This is a genomic window from Armatimonadota bacterium (assembly GCA_023511795.1).
Taxonomy (GTDB): domain Bacteria; phylum Armatimonadota; class UBA5829; order DTJY01; family DTJY01; genus JAIMAU01.
Map to the genome: position 1 here is coordinate 1 of JAIMAU010000015.1, position 25,830 is coordinate 25,830.

General features: G+C 43.7%; 21 protein-coding genes. 17 read left to right on the forward strand and 4 right to left on the reverse strand.

The window, feature by feature from the left end; genetic code table 11:
- The 3 genes from K6T99_10710 to K6T99_10720 form a co-directional block, all read left to right on the forward strand.
- Positions 1-891 (forward strand): hypothetical protein (locus tag K6T99_10710; GenBank protein ID MCL6520292.1); only part of this gene is annotated, 891 nt, incomplete at its 5' end.
- A 162-nt stretch (positions 892-1,053) separates the two neighbouring features.
- A complete protein-coding gene (locus K6T99_10715; GenBank protein ID MCL6520293.1) occupies positions 1,054-2,133 on the forward strand; it encodes an LptF/LptG family permease in 1,080 nt (359 codons plus the stop codon).
- Positions 2,130-4,409, forward strand: coding sequence for a hypothetical protein (locus K6T99_10720; GenBank protein ID MCL6520294.1), 2,280 nt, complete (start codon positions 2,130-2,132; stop codon positions 4,407-4,409). Before K6T99_10715 ends, K6T99_10720 begins: the two co-directional genes overlap by 4 nt.
- A 76-nt stretch (positions 4,410-4,485) precedes the next feature.
- Here the strand turns inward: K6T99_10720 and K6T99_10725 are convergent, their stop codons facing one another.
- The gene (locus K6T99_10725) at positions 4,486-5,103 is read right to left on the reverse strand and encodes a hypothetical protein (protein MCL6520295.1); all 618 of its coding nucleotides are present in this window, start codon (positions 5,101-5,103) and stop codon (positions 4,486-4,488) included.
- Positions 5,104-5,181: 78 nt separating this feature from the next.
- Here K6T99_10725 and lnt point away from each other — a divergent pair, with 78 nt between their 5' ends.
- The 3 genes from lnt to K6T99_10740 are packed head-to-tail and all read left to right on the forward strand — an operon-like array spanning position 5,182 to position 7,864.
- Positions 5,182-6,675 (forward strand): apolipoprotein N-acyltransferase, encoded by a 1,494-nt coding sequence (gene lnt / locus K6T99_10730; protein ID MCL6520296.1) that lies wholly within the window; start codon positions 5,182-5,184, stop codon positions 6,673-6,675.
- A 2-nt stretch (positions 6,676-6,677) separates the two neighbouring features.
- Complete coding sequence (locus K6T99_10735; GenBank protein MCL6520297.1) at positions 6,678-7,322, forward strand: cyclase family protein; 645 nt, start codon at positions 6,678-6,680, stop codon at positions 7,320-7,322.
- Positions 7,313-7,864 (forward strand): archaemetzincin family Zn-dependent metalloprotease, encoded by a 552-nt coding sequence (locus K6T99_10740; GenBank protein MCL6520298.1) that lies wholly within the window; start codon positions 7,313-7,315, stop codon positions 7,862-7,864. The genes K6T99_10735 and K6T99_10740 overlap by 10 nt, the downstream gene beginning before the upstream one ends.
- 46 nt (positions 7,865-7,910) lie before the next feature.
- Here the strand turns inward: K6T99_10740 and K6T99_10745 are convergent, their stop codons facing one another.
- Both K6T99_10745 and K6T99_10750 read right to left on the reverse strand, forming a co-directional pair.
- Positions 7,911-9,563: an HD domain-containing protein gene (locus K6T99_10745; protein ID MCL6520299.1), complete on the reverse strand. Its 1,653-nt coding sequence runs from the start codon at positions 9,561-9,563 to the stop codon at positions 7,911-7,913.
- A gap of 39 nt (positions 9,564-9,602) precedes the next feature.
- Complete coding sequence (locus K6T99_10750; protein MCL6520300.1) at positions 9,603-10,040, reverse strand: type II secretion system protein GspG; 438 nt, start codon at positions 10,038-10,040, stop codon at positions 9,603-9,605.
- A 280-nt stretch (positions 10,041-10,320) separates the two neighbouring features.
- Here K6T99_10750 and K6T99_10755 point away from each other — a divergent pair, with 280 nt between their 5' ends.
- From K6T99_10755 to K6T99_10795, 9 genes are all read left to right on the forward strand, one after another.
- Complete coding sequence (locus tag K6T99_10755; protein ID MCL6520301.1) at positions 10,321-13,248, forward strand: preprotein translocase subunit SecA; 2,928 nt, start codon at positions 10,321-10,323, stop codon at positions 13,246-13,248.
- Between the two features lie 12 nt (positions 13,249-13,260).
- Positions 13,261-14,374, forward strand: a protein-coding gene (gene prfB / locus K6T99_10760; protein ID MCL6520302.1) for a peptide chain release factor 2 whose coding sequence is annotated in 2 segments (ribosomal slippage) — positions 13,261-13,317 and positions 13,319-14,374 — 1,113 coding nt in all. Because the reading frame shifts where the segments join, the coding sequence is not laid out codon by codon here.
- Complete coding sequence (locus K6T99_10765; GenBank protein ID MCL6520303.1) at positions 14,364-15,056, forward strand: 5'-nucleotidase C-terminal domain-containing protein; 693 nt, start codon at positions 14,364-14,366, stop codon at positions 15,054-15,056. The genes prfB and K6T99_10765 overlap by 11 nt, the downstream gene beginning before the upstream one ends.
- A gap of 5 nt (positions 15,057-15,061) precedes the next feature.
- Positions 15,062-15,985 carry a M28 family peptidase gene (locus K6T99_10770; GenBank protein MCL6520304.1) on the forward strand — a complete coding sequence of 308 codons (924 nt, stop codon included), beginning with the start codon at positions 15,062-15,064 and terminating at the stop codon, positions 15,983-15,985.
- Positions 15,986-16,030: 45 nt separating this feature from the next.
- Positions 16,031-17,353 carry a TolC family protein gene (locus K6T99_10775; protein ID MCL6520305.1) on the forward strand — a complete coding sequence of 441 codons (1,323 nt, stop codon included), beginning with the start codon at positions 16,031-16,033 and terminating at the stop codon, positions 17,351-17,353.
- A 392-nt stretch (positions 17,354-17,745) separates the two neighbouring features.
- Positions 17,746-19,059 carry a UDP-glucose/GDP-mannose dehydrogenase family protein gene (locus tag K6T99_10780; GenBank protein ID MCL6520306.1) on the forward strand — a complete coding sequence of 438 codons (1,314 nt, stop codon included), beginning with the start codon at positions 17,746-17,748 and terminating at the stop codon, positions 19,057-19,059.
- A gap of 96 nt (positions 19,060-19,155) precedes the next feature.
- Positions 19,156-20,079 (forward strand): tetratricopeptide repeat protein, encoded by a 924-nt coding sequence (locus tag K6T99_10785; GenBank protein ID MCL6520307.1) that lies wholly within the window; start codon positions 19,156-19,158, stop codon positions 20,077-20,079.
- 194 nt (positions 20,080-20,273) lie between these two features.
- On the forward strand, positions 20,274-21,263 hold the full coding sequence (locus tag K6T99_10790; GenBank protein MCL6520308.1) for a Gfo/Idh/MocA family oxidoreductase: 990 nt from the start codon (positions 20,274-20,276) through the stop codon (positions 21,261-21,263).
- Between the two features lie 38 nt (positions 21,264-21,301).
- The gene (locus K6T99_10795) at positions 21,302-22,102 is read left to right on the forward strand and encodes a sugar phosphate isomerase/epimerase (protein ID MCL6520309.1); all 801 of its coding nucleotides are present in this window, start codon (positions 21,302-21,304) and stop codon (positions 22,100-22,102) included.
- Positions 22,103-22,137: 35 nt separating this feature from the next.
- On the opposite strand, the gene K6T99_10800 is transcribed toward K6T99_10795, so the two are convergent.
- Entirely contained in the window at positions 22,138-23,487 is a 1,350-nt protein-coding gene (locus K6T99_10800; GenBank protein MCL6520310.1) for a BNR repeat-containing protein, read from the reverse strand.
- A 373-nt stretch (positions 23,488-23,860) separates the two neighbouring features.
- Between K6T99_10800 and K6T99_10805 the strand changes: the two genes are divergently transcribed.
- Together K6T99_10805 and K6T99_10810 are read left to right on the forward strand one after the other, a co-directional pair.
- Entirely contained in the window at positions 23,861-24,904 is a 1,044-nt protein-coding gene (locus K6T99_10805) for a Gfo/Idh/MocA family oxidoreductase (protein ID MCL6520311.1), read from the forward strand.
- Between the two features lie 45 nt (positions 24,905-24,949).
- Positions 24,950-25,807: a class II fructose-bisphosphate aldolase family protein gene (locus K6T99_10810; protein MCL6520312.1), complete on the forward strand. Its 858-nt coding sequence runs from the start codon at positions 24,950-24,952 to the stop codon at positions 25,805-25,807.
- The last annotated feature ends 23 nt before the right edge of the window (positions 25,808-25,830 follow it).

The window sequence follows — 25,830 nt, forward strand, 5'->3', positions numbered from 1 at the left end:
GTATTGGAGAGAACAGAGCGATATGAGGTTGTTCGAAATCAGCTCGGCATAATAACTCGGGCATTAGTTGAAGGAAGTATTGGCACAAGTCGGATGTGCATGGATACATACCTCGACTTTCCTGTGAAAACATTGGATGATTTTCGTCAGCTTAAAAAACGCTATGACCCTCGCGATCCTTCACGATATCCGCAAAATTGGAAACAAAATATTCCACGTTGGCGCTCGCGTGATTACGTGTTGGTGCTCGGCCGCAATTGCCAAGCAGATGGCTTTTACTGGCGGGCGCGGGAGTGGATGGGGACAGAAAACCTTTCATATGCTTGGTATGACCAGCCAAAGCTTTGCCACGAGATGATGGAGACCTATGCTGATTTCACAATCGAGGTTGCGCGCCCGATACTTGAAGCAATTGATGTGGAGTATTTTAATTTAAATGAAGACTTTGCTGGCAAAGGTGGACCGCTCATTGGACCAGAGACGTTCAAAAAGTATATTTTTAGGCCTATGAAGAGGCTTGTTGAGTTCTTCAAATCCAGGGGCACTCGTTATGTCATATTGGATAGTGATGGAAACTTCGAGCCGCTGATTCCTTTGCTTATGGATGCGGGAATCGATATGATTTGGCCACTCGAACGTGCTGCGGGCATGAATCCAGTTTACTTGAGGGCGAAATATGGCCCGTCACTTCGTTTATCAGGTGGGGTGGACAAGCGAGTGCTTCCAAAGGGAAAGGCTGCAATTGAAGAACATCTTCGTGAACTCCTCCCACTCATTGAAGAAGGTGGTTACATCCCCACTGTTGATCATACTGTCCCTCCCGATGTTTCTTGGGAGAATTTCTGCGATTATATGAATGCAAAACGGAAATTACTCGAGGGCAAACTTTGAAGGGATATAAGCTTGTAGGATTTGAAACAATATTTGCAAAAGATTTTTCCCCTTAAATGTCAGCGCCCAAAATGATAAAAATATACGTTTGCCCAGTTTTACCTCCCATGCTATAATTCCTCTTGCAGCTCTAGGTTTAGCAGTGAGTATATTAGAGCAATAATGAAGACACTAGACCGCTACATCCTAAAAGAGATGCTAGCTCCATTTATGGTCAGCATATTTGCGTTTATTGTACTGCTGATCGGACGGGTCATCTATGACAACCTTGACTTTATTGTTGGAAAGCGAGTACCATTGGTGTTGGTTTTGCGCTTGGTAGCATTCCAACTGCCGTGGGTTATTGGAATCGTACTGCCTCTTGCTACCCTTTTTGCCACTTCACTTTCCATAAACCGCCTTGGGCGCGACAGTGAGATAACTGCGATTCGTATGACAGGCACGCCGCTCAGGCGAATATTCTTACCTATATTAGCGGTTGGTTTTGCTACCAGCTTGGTTGCGTTTTGGTTCAGCGAAACTGTAACGCCATGGGCAAATAGAGAGGCACAACGAATTGTACGCATGATTTGGGGACTCCAGAATGCGCCTTTAATTCAAGATAATGTCTTCTTCAATTCCGAGAACTATTATTTCTACGTGCAGAAAGTTGAGCGACCAAGTCCAACGCAGGTGATTCTACGCAATGTTATGGTTTATGAGACTCCAGTTGTGGGCGGCTATCCAATGCTAATGACAGCGTCTTGGGCGACAAATAAAGATAATTTGTGGACCCTGCATGATGGTGTGCTTCGCAAAATAGGTCCCGATGGCTTTACAGAATATGAGGCAAAATTCCGAGAGGTATGCTTGAATTTGAAACGGCCGTTTAGCGACTTTTGGGAAAGCCAATATACCCCCGAAGAAATGAGCTTTCGTGATCTTCGAAGGCAAGTCGCATTATTTGCGCAAACTGGTAGGCAAGCAAACGAAATGCAAGTAAACCTGCACTTTAAGCTTTCGATTCCTTTCTCATGCTTGATTTTTGCACTTTGCGCAGCTCCTTTGAGTTTAAAGTTTGCTCGTTCTGGAAGTTATTCTGGTATCCTACTTGGGATTATCATTATGTTTCTTTATCAAAATAACATATGGCTTGGTAAAGCGCTTGGAATAGGTGGAATGGTTCATCCTGTGCTTGCTGGATGGTCACAAAATATAATCTTCGGATTAATTGGCATCTACCTAATTTGGCGGGAAGAGTGAAGCATTTCTTCTTTGGTGATGCTGAAAAATATCCTCATACAAGCGTTTTTCGCATGAAGAGTTTCTCGATTTTAATCAAATTTAAGAAAGCCCCTCATCGAAAGCAGTTTTATTTCCTGTTTTTGTTATTTATTATTTGTGCATCGGTTTCACCAGCGTTTCCCACGGATGAGGACGCAATCTCGTTGTCGGCAGGCATTACTCGTTGGTATCCGGAGAAAAAAGTGGTAGCGTCAGGAGGTGTAGAGGCTTCATACAAAAATTTTAAGATTACCTCAGACGAGGCTGAAGCTGATTTGGAAACCAATATTGCTATATTCAAAGGAAATGTAAAAATCTCGACGGGCGAGTATAACGCTCAGGGCGAACTTCTAACGCTAAATATGAAGACCAAGGATTGGAGAATTGAAAACGCTAGCAGTAAGCTTGAACCAGGTTCACTTCAAGGCAATCTGCAAGGATTCGCATTTATCCATAGCTTGGTTTTAAGCAGTCATAATGACAACATTCTTGTTGGCAATGGATCATTTACCACTTGCGACCTTCAGCAACCTCACTACAGTATTAGCGCACAGGAGTTGGCAATATACCCAGGCAGTAAGATAGTAGCTCGCAAAGTTTCTTTTGTTGGATGGAACAAGCGAATTTTCACATTGAACTCGCTTGTAATTCCAATAAAGGGCTTTGGGGATAGTTTTGTGCCACAAGTGGGCTCTAGTGTCGAAGAGGGCATGTTTCTTAAAGGTGCGTATGCATATACTGCAACAGAAAATGCCCAAGGCTTTCTGAAGTTAGATATTATGTCAAAGCGAGGAATCGGCACGGGCATCGAACATTCGTATCAGACAGCTGATACCACTGGTCTAATTTCTCTTTACTATCTATTCGATAAAGCAGTGGATGCCAACAACCTCTCGGGCCGAATTCAACATCAGCAGAAGCTTGGATCGATTAATTTTAATTTTACCGGTGACTACCGGCAGAACAATTATCTCTACTTCCCCGGTACTACCTCACAGGATTACAATGCAACCTTTAGTCATTCTGAAAATGTGTCGAGCACTTCGCTTTCGATCCGACGAAATTTGAGCAGTGGGTTTGGAAATTACTCGTCGGATACGATTTCATTTCGACATGACCGAAGGTTTTCGAATAAGCTCAGCGGGCAATTTTCAACTGATCTTCGTACGTATAAGTCATCAAGCTTCCAGGGAATTGCTGACCGTGAGATGGAATCGGGCTTTGACCTGCGCTTTGATGACCATAAATTTTCGGCTTCTTTGGTTGCAAGCAAGCGCTTTGATCTTGATGGTGATGAATTCACTGGAGACCAGTTCTACAGCAGTATTGACCGACTGCCTGAAATTTCGGTTGAGACAGACACATATCGTGGCGGTATGAAGTTGCCATTTCCAGCAAGGCTTAGGTTTACCACAGGGAGATATCACGAGGAACCATCGGGCGTTACAAGCGACCGCTTTATGTTTGAGATGGATATACTTGGCAAGTCGTATGACTTCGGAAAGAATGAATTAAATATATCCGCGGGAGTTCGACAGGCTTTCTACGCTAGTGATATGGCGCAGTACGTTTTGAGAACTAATGCTATCCTGACGACTAGGTTCAGCGATTATTTTAAAACTAGATTAGCATACAACTACCAAGATCCTGAAGGGTATAGTCCATTTAGATTTGACTATTCCGGCAACTACAATTACCTCAGGTTAGTTATGGATTATGAGAATGACGAAGAGCTTAGATGGAGTTTGGCGACGGGTTATGATTTTCGTCAGCGGCAGTACCCTTGGCGTGATTTGACCCTAAGGCTGACTGCCCGTCCGAAGGACATTATCGGTTATTCTATTTCTGCTGGATATAATCTAAACGTTTCTAAGTGGCGCAATCTTGTTACTCGCCTTCAGCTAGGTGAACCAGATAATTTAGTACTAGACCTAGGTTGTCGGTATGATGTTGAGCTCGGAAAAATAGCGCTACTTCGAAGTGTGTTTGATATACCAATAGGTAATAAATGGCGAATTAGCGGCCTAGTGGGATGGAACGGTTTTGAGAAGAAATTTGATTACCGAAGTATTAAGCTAACCAGGGACCTACACTGCTGGGAGGCATCTTTGATTTGGACAGATGAAGTTGGTTTTCGTAGAGACCGTGGCTTTAGAATCGATCTTCGCATTAAGGCATTTCCATTCAAGGAGAGGTTTGGCATTGGTCAGTATGGCCAGGCTATCGACCCAAGTATGGGGGAATTTTATTACTAAGCTGCTAAGGGAAAAACCAATTTTGATATTCTTGCAAAGTAGATGCTCGGCGTCATATCCAATAAACAAAGGGTCTTCAGACGTCTACCTGAATGCGGAAGTCTTTAATGTCGAGAGGTTTGATAAGTTCAGTCGAAGGTTGAATTTCACGGTTCTCATTTAGAACATCGCCGGTTGTTTCAACGCCAGTATTTATAATCGTTTGATCGTTTGTAATACCTATTTCAAGGAATTCGGTGCCGGACTTACCAAGGGCATCAAGAAAGCGGGTTGGCGTTCCTAGTTGATTTGCGGTTATGAAGTTGACTTCTATTGATTGGCTGGTTGCCTGAATGTCATTTAGGTCGATGGTGAACACAAGGCTGGACGAGTCACTTCTGTCAAAATGTATTGGTGCCCCAATCGGTTCGACGTCGAAAGTATCAAGATTATTTACTTTATATAAGGTGTATTTGCCTTGGTGGTATCTGATAAAATGCGTTACCCCGCCGGTGACCCATCTGTCGCCTGTTAATAGCGACGGAAAAATCGGCGTTGGATACTTGCCATTATCGCTGTTTGTATCAATGGCAATAAAGTAGTAGTATGCATCGTTTATTGGGGCGGCGAATTGGATTTGGAAGGTCATCTCACGCTTTTGTGTTAACAAAATGCCAGAGGGAGTTCGAGCACATCCGGAGATGAACAATATCAAAATAACAGCCTGAAATCCAAATAAATATTTAAAAATGAATCTGAGCTTTTTCACAGGAGGATTATAACAGAAGCAGATATGGGTTACAACAGGCACAAGTATATGGGGGTCTTTCGGGTATTTGCATGCTTCCTGTCGGGAGTAGCCTTGTCACTTGCATTTCCCAGAGCAAATCAACATTGGCTAGCGTGGATTGCGCTTTCACCTCTCATGTATTTTGCCTGCAATTCGAAATTACGGGTCTCACTCGTGTGCGGATTTGCTTTTGGTTTTGGTTTTTTTGCGAGCCATTTGTATTGGATTTTAATTTTTGGAAAATTACCATGGGCATTACTTGCTATTTTTCAGTCGCTTTTCGTCTTATTATGGGCCGTTTTAGCGAACATTTTAGGAAGGCCTCTTGGCGAATGGGGAAGATTATTTCTTCTACCAGCGCTTTGGGTCTGCACCGAATGGTTTCGGTCTATAGGGATGATGGGATTCACGTGGGGCGACATTGGCTATAGTCAACACTCTTTCCTCCCTTTTATACAAATCGCCGCAATTACAGGAGTCTGGGGCGTTTCTTTTCTTGTTGCGTTAGTGAACTCCTGGTTGGCAAATGTAAAGCTGCTCAGAGCTCAGGCTGTTATCGTGGCAGTGGTGTTAGCCGCAGTTTTAGCTTATGGAGCTATTATTTTGCAAACAGGTGAAACCTCCTCAAAGAAACTTCGAGCTGCGGCAGTTCAAGGAAACATAGACCAAGATGTACCTCAAGACTACTTGTATATTGAACGAACTTTGCGTACCTATCGTGAACTAACAAGGCAAGTTAGCCGTGAGGGTGCGCGTTTGATAGTGTGGCCTGAAACTGCTGTTCCCGGCAATCCGGCGACTGATTATTATCTTCAGGCGTTCCTTTCTACTTTGGCAGCCGATTCCAATACTTATCTGCTTGTTGGCGCTCATAACGAAGATGAAGATGGCAAGTGTTTTAATTGTGGATTCTTGATTGCTCCTGGGAGAGGAATAGTAGGAAAATATGCAAAAGTACATCTTGTTCCGTTTGGCGAATTTGTTCCGGCAAGAAAGTATCTGCCTTTTCTTTCATACTACCGTGTAACGCCTGTTGACCTTTCGCCTGGGCCAGGTTTCAACATATTAACAGGCGGACCTCATAAATTGGGGCTTGCAATTTGTTTCGAATCCATTTTTCCAGAAATCTCTCGAAAACTTGTCTCTGCGGGTGCAGAAGTTTTGTGTGTAATAACAAATGATGCATGGTTCAAGCAAACCGCTGCCGCTGAACAGCATGCTGTAAAGTCGGTATTTCGTGCTATTGAAAACAGACGTTACCTAATTCGTGCTGCGTCGACAGGAGTCTCTTGTATTATTGACCCGCGCGGAAGAATCCTTGCCAAAAAAGGGATATTTGAGCCAGGCGCAATCATAGCGGATGTTAATCCAATAGACAAAAAGACCTTTTATACTCGCATGGGGGATTGGTTCGTTTATTTTTGTTTTGGAATAACAATCGTATTTGGATTCTTTGTCTTATTTCGAAGTTACCCAAAATTAAAGAGCAAGGAGTAAATATGAAGATTATTGACATTACTCTTCCAATTAGGCCTGGAATGCCGGTTTATCCAGGCGACATTAGTGTTGAAATTATGCCAATCGGTCGAATATCTAAAGGTGCTAGCTCGAACTTATCGGCTCTTAGGCTTGGGACGCACACGGGCACTCATGTTGACCCACCTATTCATATGATTGAAGGTGCTCCAACTATGGATAGTGTGTCTCTAGATATGCTGATTGGAGAATGCTACGTGTGCGATGTTGGGAATGTGCCTGTTGTAGATTTGCCGGTGCTGCAGGCTTCAGGGATACCAGAAAACACAACCAGGCTATTGCTCAAAACTAGGAATTCTAATTTCTTGTATGAGGAAGAATTCCGAACAGATTTTACATACCTTGCTCCGGATGCTGCGCAGTGGCTTGTCGAACGAGGGATGCGTCTTATCGGAACCGATTATCTCTCAATCGAAAAGTTCCGTTGTAGCAGACATCCCACCCATTTAACACTGCTAGGCGCTGGCATCGTAATCATTGAGGGGTTGGATTTACGCAACGTGGCAGCGGGTAAATACACATTGATTTGCCTACCTCTAAAAATTGAGGCTGGCGATGGGAGTCCGGCACGAGCAGTATTGATTGAAAGCTCTGAAGCATGGTGCTAAAAATATACCTACAGCCTATTAATAGTACTAACCAAAAGGTGCTCAATAGGCTTGTGAGCGCATTGGAATCAGTATTTCACATGCCTATTGAGGTGCTCGATACAATACCGTTGCCTCCCGGCGCATTCAACCCTACGCGAGGACAATATCGTTCAACTGAAATTCTTCGTTTTCTCAAGAATTATTTGCCGCCCGATGCATTTCGGCTTGTTGGAATAACAGAAGCTGATTTATATGTTCCTCAACTAAACTTCGTATTTGGCGAAGCAATGATGGGTGGCGAGGTTGCAATAATATCCCTTCACCGTCTTTATCCAGAGTTCTATGGACTTCTTGGAAACGAAGAACTTCTAGAAGAGCGTGCAATCAAGGAGGCTGTTCATGAGCTAGGACATACTTTTGGTCTTGGCCATTGTGTGAACCCCAAATGTGTAATGTATTTCTCGAATAGTATAAGCGACACTGATCGTAAGTCAGCCGAATTCTGTCAGGAATGTCATGCTCGTTTGTCAAAGTTTATTGGTCTTATTTCCCTAAAATAGTCGACTCTTCAAAGTTCAACATTGGCTTCTTTAGGGGTGTTGATAATTAAGCGGCCTTGAGCATTTCTTCATCCTTGATTGAGGAGTAAAAGCGGTCAAGTTCACCGGATGATAGCAAAGATTTCAAGACTTCTACTACTTGGCGGTCGAACTCAATTCCTGCTCCTTTATCTAACTGCTCAACTCTCTCCGCTGCGCTCAATGCTTTCCTATATGGGCGGTCGGAACTCATTGCATCAAGCGCATCAACAGCGCAGAGTATCCTAAGCGATAAGGGTTGCTGATATGCGGGCAGTTGGTCTGGGTAACCTGTTCCATTAAGACGTTCCTGGTGGTGGCGAATCAAGAAAAGAACTTCTTCGCCCATGTCAAGCGGACGACAAATATTCTCACCGGTAATAGGATGAGTTTGTATTATTAGGCGTTCCTCTGGAGTGAGTTTTCCTGGCTTACGCAACACGTTATCTGGCACTCCAATCTTCCCTATGTCATGGAGCAATGCAGCATTCCGTAGTGCCTCTGTAGACTGAGGAGATAAACCAAGTTGTTTGGCAACAAGAACTGAAATTTCTGATACCCTGTATGAATGGCCTTGTGTGTAGGGATCTCGTGCTTCCAAGCTTCTTGCAAGCGATTGGAGTGTTTTTAGGAATCTGTCATGGAGTTCTTTATAAAGCCCTGCGTTTACAACACCCATCGAAGCGTGAGTCGCCAACATTCGAAGAAGGTTAAGATCTTCACGTGCAAAAGGCGGTGAGTCAGGATAACCGTATACACTAAGGGTTCCAACAACTTTGAAATTGCTTTTCTCTAGTGTACCCAGCATTGTGTTTGGAGTGCTCTCAATCAAGGGCACACATATTGCTACCTTGTTTTGAATTGGTACGCTTGTCGTATCATCGTCGAGGATTCCTGGTATAAAAGCTGGGTGTCCCGATGTCTGCACCCATTTTTCAATTGAGAAATCACATGTTCTATTTTGAAAAGCGGCGTCGAACCACCGCTCAGCCGCAGTGAAGAGCTCACCCGTGTCAGAGTTAACAAGCATTATAAGTCCGCCGGCTGCTCCAGTTTCAGAAACAGCGGTGTTAAGAATATGATTTAAAAACTGTGGAAGGTCGGTTGCTGACGTGAACCGCGTGCCAAACTCAAACAATGCCGAAAGCTTTCGTTCTTTCGTTCGCATTGTTTCTTGCTGTTTTCTATATGCTAGAATATAAGCTGTTACAAGTGCCGCACCTGCAAAAATTGCTACATGGCTTGTTATTTGGTTTGGAATATCATGGAGTTTACCGTTTTGTAAAATGTGAATAAGACTACCTGAAAAGTCGAGTATTATGCTAATGGCAAGTGCAACTAGTATTGGCCGCACGTGGTTGTATACATAACCTGTACTTACAATAACAAAACAATATAGAAGAAAGAAGTTCTCGGTGCCTGAGGTGCCACTGTGGCATGCGAGCGAAATTGCGCTAAAATCGAGTCCTCTTGTAAATAAACCAAAGAATCTTGAATACCTGTTGTATATCTGACTATTTGAAACAACTAAAGCTGCTATTGTGTTGTAGTAAAAAACTCCAAAAATTGCAAGCGCTGCAAAAGGCGAATTGGCATAATCATCTATCGCAAACGCGGCTGCAATTAGCGCTATCCAACGAAGTCTTACTATTAAGAGTTCAGCTGTTCTTTGTTCTTCCATGCCTTTTGTTTTTATACTGTGGTAAATACTTAAGAAAACCTACCATTCGCTATAGGGTTTTCCATCCACAGAGTTTCCTAAAGCGCTGCTCTGAATCCTTCCTACATTTGGTTTTGAGGTAATGTAAATAAACGGGCGGCCTGAAACTGGGTCTGAGGGAATAGAATCGACATATGGCCCTCTCCATTTAGCCGGGTTAATGGGTTTTGGGAAACCATCTTCTGATAATCCAATTGGTGGTGCCGATGTAGCAGATAAATCCGATAGGCGGATTGGGTAGACTCCTGTATGCGCATAGAATGCCTGGACAGCATTCCTCAATAGTTGCAGACAACTTCTCAATTCTTGTTCTTTATTTCTAGTGTTAGCGCCTACCAGTTTTGGTAGTACAATCGCCGCAAGGATTGCCAGGACGACAATGACAACTAATAATTCGACCAGCGAGAATCCAACTTTAGACCTTAAAAACCTGCTCACTGTTTATTTCACCTTTAAGAGAGACTTTACAGAATGTGTAATTACTTAAAATTACAGCAATGGCTGGCTTTGGGCATGTTCATTGAATGATTGAATTCAGCGCCAAACTTCCCGTTCCACGTATTATTTTCGGTATGAAAAAGCAATTCCTATAGATGGTTGTAATTAGTATGAATAGAAGCCACATGCAAGCATTTATAACTAGCGCTCCTTTTTGACAATCAAGCTTGGTTATGGTAACATTTACTGGGTCAAAAGCGCATTAACGGATTTTAAATATATGGGAATCATAAGCTGGTTATTAAGTGGAAATGAACGAGAAATCGCTAGGCTTCGAAAGATAGTCGACAAGATTAACGCCTATGAGCCAGAGTATGAGTTGCTAACAGACGAGCAACTTCGTGCGAAAACTGATGAGTTCAAAGCTCGGCTTGCAGATGGCGAAACACTTGACGACATTCTTCCAGAAGCTTTTGCTGTTGTTCGGGAGGCAAGCAAGCGTACTATTGGGCTGAGGCATTTCGATGTCCAGATGATTGGTGGAATAGTCTTGCACCAGGGCCGCATCGCGGAAATGAAAACTGGTGAAGGTAAGACTTTAGTTGCCACCCTTCCCCTTTACTTAAATGCTCTTGAAGGCAAAGGAGCACACTTAGTAACGGTTAATGATTACCTAGCTAAATTCCATGCGCAGTGGATGGGTCCCATTTACGATTTTCTAGGTCTAACTGTTGGGGCTTTGCAAGGCTCAAATGCAGAAACGGGCGAACTAGAGGCCTCTTATATTTTTGATAGAAATTACGTTAACGAAGAGGAACCAGTCTACCCGAATCTGCGTCGTGTGGATAAAAGAACGGCTTATATGGCCGACATAACCTATGGGACAAACCACGTTTTTGGTTTTGATTACCTAAGAGACAACCTTGCTTTCTCGCTAGAAGAGCTCGTCCAAAGAGAGCTTCATTACGCAATTGTAGACGAAGTTGATAGCATCCTAATCGATGAAGCTCGAACGCCATTAATTATTTCTGGGCAAGCCCAGCAGTCGACCGACCTTTACTACAAGATGGACCGTATTGTTGCACGCTTAGTGCCTGAGAAAGACTATACGGTTGATGAAAAAGCCCGCACGGCGATGTTGACAGACGAGGGCATCAGGAAAATAGAGCAAGGAATGGGTGTTGAGAACCTTGCTGATGACCCAGCATTGATGCACCATGCAAATGCTGCGCTTAAAGCGAGGACTATTTTCAAGCGTGATGTAGACTATGTTGTTCGAGACAATCAGGTAATCATAGTTGACGAGTTTACCGGACGTTTGATGTTTGGTCGTCGTTGGGGCGATGGATTACATCAAGCTGTTGAAGCAAAAGAGAATGTCAAAATTGAGCACGAAAGTCAGACGCTTGCGAAAATAACGTATCAGAATTATTTCCGACTATACAAAAAGCTCGCTGGCATGACAGGCACAGCGAAGACCGAAGAAGAAGAGTTTCGAAAAATATATGGCCTTGATGTTGTAGTTATCCCGACGAACAAGCCAATGATTCGGGTAGACCACCCAGATGTAATTTATAAAACGGAAGAAGCGAAATTCCGAGGCATCACGGCAGAAATTCTTCGGCTATATTGTCGGCAACAGCCGGTATTAGTTGGCACACGCTCAATTGAAAAATCAGAAATTCTAAGCTCGCGACTTGCACCTGAACGTCTGCAGCTATTGGCAGCAGTTTTTGTGCTCAAATCAAAGCTTAACGAAGCGCGTGATATTGAAGCAGAGAAAAAGCGGGAATACATAGATTTGCTAAATACAAAGTTTGGCGAATTGACTCTAGGACGTTTGCTACCGATGGCAAGGACACTTGGAGTTTCCTTGGACATGCTAGCGCCGGAAAATGTTGAACGATTCGCCTCATTAATCGGTGTGCAAAATCCTGAAGAAGTAGAACGACTAAGGCAAAGCCTTGCCGAGGGCGTTCCGCATAATGTACTGAACGCGAAATATCATGAGCGTGAGGCGCAGATAATCGCCGAGGCCGGTCGCCTTGGTGCAGTGACAATTGCCACTAATATGGCTGGTCGAGGTGTGGATATTATTTTGGGCGGCAAACCTGAAGGGTCAACAGCCAACCGGAATCCAGAGGCGGAAAAGGTTGTAGCTCTTGGGGGATTGGCGATAATAGGCAGTGAACGACATGAAAGCCGCAGGATTGACAATCAGCTCCGCGGTCGCTCAGGGCGCCAGGGAGATCCCGGATGCTCAAGGTTTTACTGCTCGCTTGAAGACGAACTGTGGCGTGTTTTCGGCGATAAATCAAAGAGCGTGCTTCTAAATTCGTGGCAGGAAGACGAGCCGATTGATTGGAAGCCGCTCTCAAAAATGATAGAACTTACGCAAAAGCGAATGGAGTCATATCATTTCAGTATCCGAAAACACGTGCTACAGTATGATGATGTCATGAATGTCCAGCGTGAGGTCATTTACAGTCAGCGGAGAAAGATCCTCGAGGGAGTTAATCTGAAGCCTACAATCATCGAATATCTGCACTCAACAATTGGCAACGCAGTTAATATGTACTGTCCTGAAGGGGTACATCCAAGCGAATGGGACACGGATACCTTGTTTGAGGTGCTGGACGAGATATTCCCACTTTCGGTATATGCAAGGCCAGCTGACTTAAAGGGCAAAAAGCGTGATGAGCTAGAGGAGTTCCTTAATGCAGTAGGCGATAGAACATATGAGGATAGAGAACAACTTCTCGGTGCTGAAGTTATGCGCGACCTTGAGCGACAGATTGCTCTGCGCGCGATAAACAATAAGTGGATAGATCACTTGGATGCAATGGACTATCTGGAAGAGGGCATCGGCATGAGAGGATACGCAGGCATTGACCCGGTCATTGCCTTTAAGAAGGAAGCTTATGAAATGTTCCAGCAGATGCTCGAGAGCATCCAGGATGAGATACTCCGCATGGTATTTCGTGTGCAGGTCAAGGTTGTGCAAGAACCATATAGAAATCCATTCCGCAACATAACCATGTATGGTGGTGAATACGTTCCAGCCATGGATGTTGCGGAAGAAAGGAATAATGGCAGGTCCTCTGCACAAAGCACAATTCAGCGGAAGCATAAGGTTGGTAGAAACGATCCTTGCCCGTGTGGAAGCGGAAAAAAATATAAGAAATGTTGTTTAGGGAAAGAGGGATAGAACAACGACACTATGGTAATTGAGATTCAAAAGGAAGTTGATGCTCTAAAAGAGCAGATTGATGAACTCAGGAGGCATCTTTGAACTTGCTGACAGGCAAGATGAGATAAGAAGACTCGAAGCACAAACTGCTGAGGCAGGGTTCTGGGACGACCAGGAAAAGGCCCAGCAGGTATTGAAGAAAATTGCGCGTCTAAAGCAAGCGGTTGAGCCGTGGCTAGTATTAGATAAGAGAATTGAGGATCTCCAGGCATTTATAGAATTAGCGGCTGAGGAACAAGACGACAGCGAAGAACTGCTGAAGGAAATAAACGCAGAGCTCGAAATAATACGCAGTCAATTCTCTGAGCTTGAACTGACAACCTTCCTCAGTGGTGAACACGACGCAAGCGATGCCATTATGGAGATAAACGCTGGCGCAGGCGGAACTGAGTCTTGTGATTGGGTTGAGATGCTTCTTCGCATGTACCTGCGTTGGGCCGAGCGGAAAGGATACACTTCAGAAATTGTAGATTCAGTAGAGGGTGAAGTTGCCGGACTGAAGAATGTCACCGTTATTATTAGTGGTTTGAATGCCTACGGTTACTTGAAGGCTGAAAAGGGCGTACACCGCCTTGTCCGCATATCGCCATTTGATGCGAACAAGCGGCGACATACTTCTTTTGCTTCGGTGGATGTTATTCCCAAGATTGATGAAAATATCGAAGTTGAGATCAATCCGGATGACATTCGAATTGACACATTTCGAGCTAGCAGCGCTGGAGGACAGCACGTCAACAAGACAGATTCGGCAGTGCGTATAACACATATACCTACAGGTATTGTCGTAACTTGCCAAAATGAACGCTCACAGCATCAGAACCGCGAAATGGCAATGAACATATTAAAGGCTCGACTCCTTGATTTGGAGCGCCAGGAGACCGAAAAAAAACTGGCTCAACTCAGGGGTGAATTGCGTTCCATTGAGTGGGGCAATCAAATTCGCTCGTACGTTTTCCAGCCATATCAAATGGTCAAGGACCATAGAACCGGCGTTGAAACAGCGAATATTAACGCTGTTATGGATGGGGAAATCGATTTGTTTATTCGAGCTGGGTTGAGGTGGCTTGCTTCCAGTGAAAATTAAAATTGCTAGTTGCCGCCTGGGTTCTTATTACAACATGCGCTCTATAATTATTACGGGTGTTATGGTTATACTAATTTTGACAACTCCATTATCAGCCGCTATCGATTCTCGATTTCCCCTTAGTTCTGTTAATTGTCAGATAGAAGAAACCGAACTCGGGGACCTTGTGTCTGATGCCCTCAAAGATGTAATGAATGTGCAAGTTGCCTTTTTTCCTGCCGGTGCCCTTCGAGAAATTACCATTCCCAAGGGAAAAGTTGAACCTAGACAAGTAATTGAATGTCTTCATTATCCTAATGACCGCCTAGCAGTTTTGGAGCTTACAGGCGAGGAAGTTGTAAATGCATTGGAAAGAAGCGTTTCGGTGTTTCCTAGAAAAAACCTTGGCTTCTTGCAGGTCGGCGGCCTTAGTTTTACTTTCGCTCCTAATTCCCCTAAGGATTATCGAGTTTTGGATGTGAAAATTGGTGGTTATGCCATCGATTTGAAAAAGAAGTATACCGTTGCTACTACTGAGCCTTTAGCCAAAGGTGGTTATGGGTATTTTACAATCTGGGGTAGTGCTAATATAAAGGAAATTAGCAAAATTACCACAAAAGAAGCAGTAGAGAAATTTTTAGGAAAGATGCAAACTGTTGACTATTCCAAAAAAGACCGTATTAGAGCCATGAAAGCACAGTAAAATCGATGAGGAAATCGTATTCCGTTCATCTTAATCTTCTCCTGCTAGCCTTCTCGCTAATTGCAGTAGGAATTACTGGTTGTTCAGCTCAGAGCACAGCTTTTCAATTTGATGCAGACAGAGCATTTTCCTACTTGAAAAGGCAGTGTGATTTCGGTCCTAGGCCTGTTGGCTCTCAAACACACGATAAAGTAAAAGTTTATCTGCTAGAAGAACTCAAAAAGAGTGCAGATTTGGTTCAAACCCAAGACTTTGAACATACTCGCTCAGCGAAAACTTATAAGCTTTCAAATATCATCGCTCGCTTTGGAAAGCAAGATCGTCCAGCAGTCCTACTTTGCGCCCACTGGGATACTCGCCCCACTGCCGACCAGGAGATTGAACCTGCTCAACGAAATAAACCAATTCTAGGAGCAAATGATGGGGCATCTGGAGTTGCAGTTCTCCTCGAATTAGCTAGGCTTTTTGCTAAAAAGCCTCCTCCAATCCCAGTGATGATTGTACTTTTTGATGGCGAGGACTTTGGTCCTACTTCTGAGCATATGTTTCTAGGTTCGCGCTATTTTGCAAAAAATGTTCAGAAAACAACAATACGCTATGGTATATTGCTTGATATGGTTGGGGATAAGGAATTAACAATTTACCGTGAGAGAAACTCCAATGAGCGAGCCAGGTGGGTGGTTGATAAAGTTTGGTCAACAGCTTATAAACTCAGTTTTAATAAAGTATTCTTCAACCAAGTAAAGTATAGCATACTAGATGACCACATTCCTTTAATTGATGCGGGCATACCTTGTATAGACGTAATAGACTTTGATTATGCTTATTGGCATACACTGCAGGATACAGTAGATAAGTGCAGTCCTGATTCGCTAAGAATTGTTGGTGAAACAATCGCCTCTGTTGTATATTCTGAGCCTCCAGACTAGGAGACAGGTCATTCTCTTTAGCTTGAATGTACGGAGGTAGGAGGTATGCTAGTTTTGGTGCGCTTGGTTTTTATTATTCTTGTGACTCAAGTTTTCACTTGCTTGCGTATTTCCGCTGAAGAGGTACGGATTATTACTATTCAAGATGCGATTAGGCTGGCGATGTCGCAGAATCCTAAAGTAAGAGCCGCACAAAATGAACTAGAAGCCGCCAGGTGGCGTATTGATATAGCTAAATCGGCGAAATATCCCCGAGTTTTGATGAGCGCTAAGTATCTTCATACTGATGCCCTTGGAACTTTTACAATTCCGTCGCTTGGTCCCAGTATTCCGCCTAGAACTATTTCCATTGGAGTTGCAGACAACACAGTTGGTATTCTTCGCGTCCAGCAAGCACTTTATACAGCAGGGCGTATACCAGCCCAAATAAAACGAGCTGTTGCATTATATGATGTTGCTTTGGGTAGACTTACAACCATTCAGGCACAAATTGTTCTCGAAGCAAAGGAAGCATATTACAATGTTCTATTAGGTGAAAGTTTAGTTCGCAGTGCAGAACAAAACCTTGTAGCTGCTAGACAACACCTTGAAGTTGCTACTGCCAAATTCGAAGCTGGCACAGCACCAAGATTTGATGTCATCAGAGCCAAAACACAGGTTTCAGAAGCTGAACAGAATCTTACCCAAGCGAGAAATCAGGCTCAACTCGCAAGGATTACGTTGAATAAAGTCCTAGGAGTCCCACTGAATCAAGTTTTTAACCTGTCTGAACCCAAACCGCCCTCCCCTCCAGCCAAAGATATATCGTTGCTAATTGAAATTGCATTATCACAGAGGCCTGAGGTTCTTGTAGCAAAAGCCCAAATTGCGGCTGCCGAAGCTGGAGTTCTAGCAGCTAAAGCAGATGAGCGTCCACAGCTTGGACTGGATGCTGACTATCAGGTGGTATCCAATGAAAACCCGGGTCAGGCAAGCGGTTTTACTTTGACTGCAGTTTTAACTAAAGAGATATTTGATGGTGGTCGAATCAAAGCAGCAATTTCAGAGGCAAAAGCTGTGCTTGAGGAGGCACGTTCACGATTTGAGCAGACAAAATTTGAAGTTGAGCTGGAGGTAAGGCAGTCGTATTTAAAGCTTGTAACAGCGCAAAAAACTCTTGAGACTGCCAAAGCGCGACTTGCTCAAGCAGAGGAAGCATATGAAATTGCGCAGGTAAGGTACGATGCAGGTGTGGGCACTGCCGTAGAAATTGCTGATGCACTAGCTGCATTGGCGGCGGCGCGAACTAACCTTGACCAAGCGAATTATGACTACAACATCGCATATGCAAAATTACAAAAGGCGCTCGGAAATCCTTCGGGTACATAAGACATTGAATAGCAAAATGCGGGTGCACAACACACCCGCATTTTTAAGTATTAACAATACTGGAGGTGCGGCGTATGAGTCAATTAAGATTAATCGGAATCGCCGCCTATGAGTCCATTTGTATTTTACCCGTCCTCCATAAGTATAAACGACTAACCTTAACTAAAAGTTTCGCACTTTTAGCGAATTTTGTCAAGTAAAATTTTACCAACCAAGTGCCTGTTTTTTATATTTTATATGCCTTAGAATGGGTAAATACTTATACAAGTCTAGGCAAAATTTGCCTTCCTGCAGACAGAGAAAGCGTTGACAACGGAAAGGCAGCATGTTAAGCTTGGCAGCGTTAAGAGCGATCTAAAACTTTTCCTTCTTTGAGAAAGAGCAGCAGGCATATGAATATTTGCATAATTGGAACAGGTTATGTTGGTCTAGTTACCGGGGCTGTTTTCGCGGACCTCGGTAATGAGGTAACGTGTGTTGATATTGATGCTGAAAAGATTAAATCACTTCAGCAGGGAATTATGCCAATCTACGAGCCGGGTCTTGAGGAGATGGTTTCTCGCAATGCAGATGATGGCCGTTTGTTCTTTACAACAGATCTTGGCGAGGGAGTATTGGCCGCAGATGTTGTCTTTATAGCAGTAGGAACACCTTCTGGTCCTAATGGAGAACCAGATATAACCCAAGTAATTGAGGCAGCGAAGGGCATATCACAGTATATCCAAAGGTATAAGGTGATAGTTAATAAGAGTACTGTTCCAATTGGTACTGGAAATCTTGTTAAAGAAGTCATTGAACAGAACCAACGTTCCAGAGTAGACTTCGATGTCGTATCGAACCCGGAGTTCTTAAGAGAGGGTTCGGCAATCTACGACACCTTAAATCCAGATCGTATTATTATTGGAGCACCATCCCAGACTTCCGCTATGAAACTAATTGAGCTATACGCCCCTCTTGAGCGTCCTATGTTAATAACTGACGTAACCAGCGCAGAGATTATCAAATATGTTTCGAATGCATTCCTTGCAGCGAAAATTTCCTTTATTAATTTAGTTGCAGAGTTGTGCGAAGTAGCTGGTGGGGACGTTGTTCAAGTGGCAAAGGGGATGGGTTTTGACAAGCGTATCGGAGAGCATTTTTTGCAAGCCGGACTTGGCTTTGGCGGTTCATGTTTTGGTAAGGACCTCAAAGCGCTCATTCATACATCTGAGAAACTTGGGTGCAATGCTGACCTTTTCAAATGGGTGCTTAGCGTCAACGATGCCCAACCTTTGCGTTTCGTAAATAAAATCAAAGATGTTTTAGGAGGGTTGGAAGACAAAACAATAGGAATTTTAGGCGTTGCATTTAAACCAAATACCGATGATATGCGCGACGCAAGGTCAATTGAGGTAATCAACAAACTTCTAGCCGAAGGAGCTAATGTTCAAGTATATGACCCTGTAGCAATGGAAAATTGCCGGCGGATTATACCAAACATTACTTATTGTGACAATGCTTACGCAGTAGCGGTAGGCGCAGATGCGGTTTTATTGGTAACAGAGTGGAACGAATTCCGCTTCTTGAACTTAGATAAAATACGGCAGTCAATGAAGCGACCAGTTTTCTTCGATGGCCGCAACCTCTATGATCCTCAACGCATGCAAAAGCTTGGGTTCGAATATTATTGCATAGGACGGGCTTCCAACTGCAGACGTCCTATATAATTTTGACGGCGCCTTAAGTAGTACCCTAAGAAATCCGATAATACCATTGAAAGATAAGTTCTAAATCGAGATGCTTAGAGCGGAGGCCCTTTACTCGTGAAAGTAAAAACATCAACCTCAGTGAGCGAATTCTACAACCGAGGAATTGCTTTATTTGACCATGGCCTTTATGCCGAGGCAATAAGCGAATTTCAGAGGGTTTTGGACTCCGATTGTGATAAAAACTTACCTGAGCGGAAGCTTGCTGCTTGGTACATGGGTGAGGCATATGCAAATTTAGGAATAGCTCAAGCGAAGATGAACGCTTATGCCCAAGCAGAGGAGTCATTAAAGTTCGCTTTAATGCTACACCCCGAATATCCCGATTTGCATTTTCAACTAGCTTTGATTTATTACAATCAGGGTCTTTATGATAATGCAGAAGCAGAGCTAACGAAAGCACTTCAAATAAATCCGAAGTATGCTCGAGCAATGTTTTATTTAGGCCTTGCCAGAATTTTAAAGGGGAAACCTGAGGGACTTAATGATATAAAGAGTGCTGTAAGACTTGAACCGGCTTATTGTGATGAAAGGTATCGTGAGGCGCTCGAACTCTACAATCATGGCAAACACAATCAAGCTATCCAGCTGCTTGAGGAAGTTGCAAAAACTGATATAGACGAAATAGAGTACCATCTTGAGAAGGGCCTTGCCCTGATGAATAAGCAAATGTATCTGGAAGCTGCAGATGCTTTCCTTCAAGCAATTTCAATCTGCCCCCAATATGCAGACCTGAGAAACTATCTCGGAATATGTTACCTAAAGCAAGGTTTGGCAGACTTGGCGATTGTGCAGTTCCGGAAGGCACTTGATATCAATCCGCGCTTCATTGGCGCTAGGTTAAATCTCGCAGCTGCCTACGATGCTGTTGGCGATAGGGACCTGTGTATATCAGAGCTTGAAAATGTTCTGGCTATAGACCCTGAAAATCCAGAAGCTGAGCGCCGTATTGCTAAGCTAAAAGGCTGCGCTAAAGCATAAGCCTAAAAGTTACTTTCTGAAGCAACTGCCTCTAAGTAGCCTCTAAACCTCAAGGTATGCTTTCGTTTCAAATCCCCATTTTAGTTCTTTTTGCAATCTTTGCACATAAGTAACAAGGAAATTGGAAACCTTCTATCGTATCCTAATTCCGGATGTATTTTATTCTTTAATAAGTTTATCAAGGAGATGGTATTATGCCTTTAAAGATTGGCATTGTCGGCGTTGGGAATATTGGCAGTATTCATGCTCAATGCTACAAAGATAACCCTAAATGTGAAGTAGTAGCTTGTTGCGACATAATTCCCGAAAGAGCAGATGCGGGCGCCCAAAGATATGGTGGGAAGGCTTTTTACAGCGTAAAGGAAATGCTTGCTAGCGGTATAGAACTTGACGCTTGCTCAATGTGCACAAGGGGAGAGGAAAATGGTGGCGACCATTATGTTCCTACGATGGAACTTCTTGAGGCAGGCATCCCAACTTTAGGTGAAAAACCAATTTCGAACAATATCGAAGAAGGCAAGGAAATGGTCGCCTTAGCAAAAAAGAAGAAAATTCCATATGCAATCAACCTAAACCATCGTTTTACTCCGGCGGCTCTCAGGGCCAAAGAGTGGATTGAGTCTGGCCGTCTAGGAACGCTCTACATGATAAATATGCGCATGTGGATAAATAACCCCGTCGAAACTTCACCCTGGTTTCATTTGAGAGCGCTCCATCCGCACTCATTTGATGTAATGCGATATTTCTGCGGTGATGTAAAAAGCGTTGCGGCATTTCTAAAGAAAGGCGATGGGCGAATTTGCTATTCAAATGCGCAAATTCTAGTCCATTTTGAAAACGGTGTTGTCGGGTGTCTGACTGGGAGTTATGACGCGGGAGGAAGCTATGGATTGGAAAGATGCGAAGTTGTAGGCTCCAAAGGGCGCTTTGTTCTTGAGGATGCTTGCGAGCATCTAACCTTCTATCCGCGCGATAGCATCGAATATGAAACCTACTCCTATCTCGGTGGAATGCGTTCTTTCAGCGAGACCTTCAAGAGCCGCATTTCCAGATGGGTTGATCAGTTGGAGGAAAAAACTCCTTACGATAAAATTGATGGCTCCGGAGAAGATGCCCTGAAAGCTCAACTTATCATCGAAGCGGCCATTAAATCATGGGAGACACACAGTATTGTAGATTTGTAGTTCTTGATTGGAATTAAGGATTTGGAGGAAACACAAACATGATAAAACTGGGCGTTAATTCGGTGCTTTTTGGTAGTTATGATTTTGCAACTGCATGCAAGTACATTAAATCTGCCGGATACGACGGAGTTGAGATTTCAGCAATCAAGGGCATGTGTGAGCACTTGGACCTAGATAATTGGAAAACCCAAGCAAGCGACCTTCGTAAAATCGTAGAGGATAATGGACTCGAGTTTCTTTCAATGGAAGAGGCAGCATTGGATGAAGATCGCTTGATGAAGGCATTTGAAGCGGGGGCGGAAATTGGTATTCCAATTATTAATATAGGACCAGGCGGGAAGTCGGATGTAGAAGAAGATTTCATGCGCCAGACCGACTTAATGGCAAAGATGTCGGAGAAAGCGGAATCTTTTGGAGTAACTTTGTGTGTAAAGGCTCATGTTGGCGCATGTATTTACAACACGCCCACCACTCTCAAAGCAATTGAAAAAATCAAATCACCTGCTTTTGCAATAGATATGGATCCAAGCCATATCTACCGTGCTGGAGAGAATCCTGCAGAGGCACTTCGGTATGTAATTGGGAGCGTTAAACATATTCATATCCGTGATTGCAAAGGACGTGGGCCAAGCCCTGGCTCGCCGAAGGAACAGGCGTGTGGACGTGGAGATATCGACCTAATGGAATATTGCCGAGTAATGGTCGAAGATGGATATTCGGGGCCAGTGTGTCTGGAGGTCATAGGTGCATTAGAAATGTCTCTCCCGGAAGTTTGTATAATTGCGGCAGAAAGCTATGGATATCTAAATGCTTGCTTGAAAGCCTTAGGAGCAAGGTAAAGGCCAGTGCAGAGTTTACATTAAAAACGAACGCTCTATTTCTCTATTGGTATGCTTTCAATTCGACATAGCTTAAGCATAGAAGGCGAAGAGTGATGGTCGCGAGGCCGGTCACGGTTGAGACTAAGTGTTTCCCATCTAAGTTGATAGCGCACACCACGTTCGCCGCTGGAGCCTAAATCATTAGCATATCGAGGTTCTAGCATTCGGGCTGAGTCTTTAGAGGTATCGTTTTTGGGCGTGGATGTGGTGCGGATGTCTTCCAATATGCGAAAATTCTCTTCATCTAGTATCCATTTTCCGTTTCCATATTTAACATGGCTGTAGGACTGGCTTACCCTTCCGTCCTTTTCTGCAACAATTGGGCCTATTCTTATTTCAAAAGGAATTGAGCCAGTGCCTGAGAACTCCCAGCGATATTCCCAAGAACTTGTTTTATATATTTTCCAACCATCTGCTTCACGACGGGCATTATAAACTTGGTTGTATCCATTTTCATCGAATTTAAGATAACTTATAACCAAGCGTTTCTTTGAGTCCAAGCCTATTGCCACACCCCCGTTGATTAAGCCACCCTTAACGGGTACTGGGTCAACTATCTCGGCGGTCGACAAGGTGATTGGTAGTGTAAGGGCCTTGCCATCACTCGTTTCCCAGTGGATTAAATCTTTCGATCTTGCATAAGAGAGGTCATGATTAGATGAGCAGTCCGGTTCATCTCTCCAGACCCATGCGGTGTGGTAGTATCCATCTTCATATAAGCGCAACCCTGTGAAATAAGCATTCATCTTTCCCTCACCTGAAGTTAGGGGAGCATCCATTAGACGTTTCCAGGTTTTTGTCTTGTGATCGTAAATGTTGAAATATTGGTCGCCGTTTCCGGAGCTTCCAAAGCGATAGGTAAATAAGAATTCGCCATGCGGTCCTCTGAAAAATGACGGGTAGGTACATTTTGTTTCGTCTCGCCCAACCATCGAAGGAATTTTTTCGAAGCTGTCAATATCCCCTGGCTTTGTTGTGCGGAAATAAACTAAAGGACTGCAGTGCATATTTGCACATAGGTGTATGCAACCATTGTCATCCATAGCCATTGTTATATAGTTATGGCTATCCCAACCGACGGTCTCGGGAAGTTTTACTAAATGCCATGTCGTCTCAGAATACTTTCGGCAGCCAACAGTCAATTGTCTATCGGGGTTGTAGAAAGCGACATACTGTTTTTCTGGACAGCTTAGCAATGAAAACCCTACAGGATGTCCTGACCATACAGGTGCAATTTCTATACATGTTTCTTTTACTTGTGCGGATTTTCCCGACGCTGTTGAGAAAGCTAATATTAATATCAGTACTGCTTGGATGTAAATAATGCTATTGTTTGAAATCATAGTTAACTCTCCGAAAATTTTTAAGTCTACTTTTTAGGCTCATGCCTATTATTTGCAAGCTGAATTAGTTTCTACTGAATTCCCTTGGCAAAGGACGCACCATTACAGCGGATACCAAATCATTTTTGAATCAGCCATTGATAGTTAAGCAATTACTGGATTATATAATAACAAAATGCTACATGGTTGGCCATCCCCTTCAAGGGTGTTCTGTGAAAAATTACTTTTGAGACGCTATGGTGGATATTTATAACGATGCGTGCAGGAGTTTGGTGCGAAAGAGATTAACTGAAATAAGGTCAAAGTTGCGAGATATACGATTTCGACACAGAAGCTAGCTTCTTATAAAGCACCATAACATTGGAATAGGGATATGATGGAAATTGGAACTGCAATCCTCGGCTTTGCCCACGGACATGTTGGGCTTTATTGCACCCAATGGCTAGATAAGAAAGAAATGGGCATTCGGTTGATAGCTGGATGGGACCATGACTCAGCACGTGCCAATGTATATTGTGCCAATTTTGGATTAGAGCAAGCTAAGGTGGTAGAGGATATTTTGTCACGAAGTGATATTAGCGCAGTCGTGATTGCGGCTGAGACCTCTATGCATGCAGACCTCGTGGAAAAAGCAGCAAATGCAGGCAAGGCTATTGTACTTCAGAAGCCGATTGCTCTCACAATGGAGCAAGCTAATCGAATAGTTGACGCTGTGAGTCAAAATAAGGTGCCATTCACGCTTGCCTGGCAAATGCGCGTAGACCCACACAATTTGAAAGCGAAAAGCCTGCTTGAGAGCGGAGAGTTTGGAAGGGTATTCCAAGTGCGTCGCCGGCATTGCTTAACCACACAATATATGAAGGATTTCGACAAAAGTTGGCATGTCAAGCCTGACTTAAACAGGGATATTTTTGCGGATGACGCGGCCCACCCCATTGATTTTATATATTGGTTGTTCGGTATGCCTATAAGTGTTTATGCGGAATTGGGTACGCTACTCAATCCTAATATTACGAATGACAGCGCTCTAGTTCTTTTCAGATACCCTGATGGCAAGATGGTAGAAGTTTCATGTTCTTTTGTGGCAGTTGCAGGTGAAAATACCCTAGAAATTTTGTGCGAACATGGGATAATAATTGGTAATTATGGCGACGGGCCAAGCAATGCAGTGCGTCCGGAAGGTGCTCCTCAACTCAAATGGTGGCTGGAAAAAGATAGAAGCTGGCATGTAAGTAATCTCCCCGAGATTCGTGGGCAAGGCGAAAGAATAGCAGGATTAGCTTGCCCTATTGCAGAATTCCTTCACGGAAAGCGCCCACCAATTGCAACTGCCGAAGAAGGACGCGACGTTCTTCGTTTAGTGTTGGCATGCTACGAATCGGCTGAGCAGGGAGCAAAGATAAAATTGGATGATTAAGGGCGGTTTTCTGATTATAAATGAAATTAACTAAGAGGAATAACCATGAACTTTATTAATGCTAAAGTACTCGTCGACAGAGCAAGAGACGAAGGGTACGCAGTTCCTGCTTTCAACACAAATGGTGGAACCTATGAGATTACTCGCGCTGCAATCGAAGTAGCAGATGAACTTCGGTCGCCCCTAATCTTACAAACCTACGAGCCAAACCTTGAATATCGAGGCATAAAGTATTGCGTGCTCCAAGCCAAGCATCTTGCAAAGACGTCAAACATTCCAATTGCTTTGCATCTCGACCATGGTTCAAGCCTATCCTCGATACTCCGTGCAGTTAGTGCTGGATATACGTCGGTTATGATTGATTATTCACACTTACCGCTTGAGCAAAATATTAAGCTAACAAGAGGAGTTGTGCAAGCTGTGAAGCCGATGGGGATTTCGGTAGAAGCGGAAGTTGGTCATGTTACAGGCGGTGTTCATTCGAATGGCTGTCAAGGGGTACCTATTACAGACCCCGAAGAAGCTGTATGCCTAGTAGAAGAGACGGGCATTGATATGCTTGCGATTGCAGATGGGACAAAGCATGGCGTTTTTGATCTTCAAGACCAGATTGATTTTGATCTTGTTCGAAAGTTGCGCCAGGTAGTGCCCGTTCCTCTTGTCCAACATGGTACGTGTGGCATCCCTATTGAATTAATAAGCGAATTGGTAAAAGCTGGCATATCGAAAATAAACTTTGGTGAGCCATTTCGCGCGAATTATATCAAATATTTTAAGGAATTTGCTGCAACTCTTGACCATAAAGATCATCCGTGGAAAATTATGCGCGCTATTAAAGATAGGCTCAAGGAAGATATGAAAGAGATTATTCGGGCCCTAGGCGCAGAGGGTAAAGCAGACTAGACCTGAACTTTCAGGACAGTCGT

Excerpts from the sequence above, each read along its gene's own strand:
- K6T99_10715 (MCL6520293.1), top strand. The coding sequence starts at position 1,054 with ATGAAGACACTAGACCGCTACATCCTAAAAGAGATGCTAGCTCCATTT.
- lnt (MCL6520296.1), top strand. The coding sequence starts at position 5,182 with ATGGGTTACAACAGGCACAAGTATATGGGGGTCTTTCGGGTATTTGCA.
- K6T99_10735 (MCL6520297.1), top strand. The coding sequence starts at position 6,678 with ATGAAGATTATTGACATTACTCTTCCAATTAGGCCTGGAATGCCGGTT.
- K6T99_10740 (MCL6520298.1), top strand. The coding sequence starts at position 7,313 with ATGGTGCTAAAAATATACCTACAGCCTATTAATAGTACTAACCAAAAG.
- K6T99_10745 (MCL6520299.1), bottom strand. The coding sequence starts at position 9,563 with ATGGAAGAACAAAGAACAGCTGAACTCTTAATAGTAAGACTTCGTTGG.
- K6T99_10755 (MCL6520301.1), top strand. The coding sequence starts at position 10,321 with ATGGGAATCATAAGCTGGTTATTAAGTGGAAATGAACGAGAAATCGCT.
- K6T99_10770 (MCL6520304.1), top strand. The coding sequence starts at position 15,062 with ATGAGGAAATCGTATTCCGTTCATCTTAATCTTCTCCTGCTAGCCTTC.
- K6T99_10775 (MCL6520305.1), top strand. The coding sequence starts at position 16,031 with ATGCTAGTTTTGGTGCGCTTGGTTTTTATTATTCTTGTGACTCAAGTT.
- K6T99_10780 (MCL6520306.1), top strand. The coding sequence starts at position 17,746 with ATGAATATTTGCATAATTGGAACAGGTTATGTTGGTCTAGTTACCGGG.
- K6T99_10790 (MCL6520308.1), top strand. The coding sequence starts at position 20,274 with ATGCCTTTAAAGATTGGCATTGTCGGCGTTGGGAATATTGGCAGTATT.
- K6T99_10795 (MCL6520309.1), top strand. The coding sequence starts at position 21,302 with ATGATAAAACTGGGCGTTAATTCGGTGCTTTTTGGTAGTTATGATTTT.
- K6T99_10800 (MCL6520310.1), bottom strand. The coding sequence starts at position 23,487 with ATGATTTCAAACAATAGCATTATTTACATCCAAGCAGTACTGATATTA.
- K6T99_10805 (MCL6520311.1), top strand. The coding sequence starts at position 23,861 with ATGATGGAAATTGGAACTGCAATCCTCGGCTTTGCCCACGGACATGTT.
- K6T99_10810 (MCL6520312.1), top strand. The coding sequence starts at position 24,950 with ATGAACTTTATTAATGCTAAAGTACTCGTCGACAGAGCAAGAGACGAA.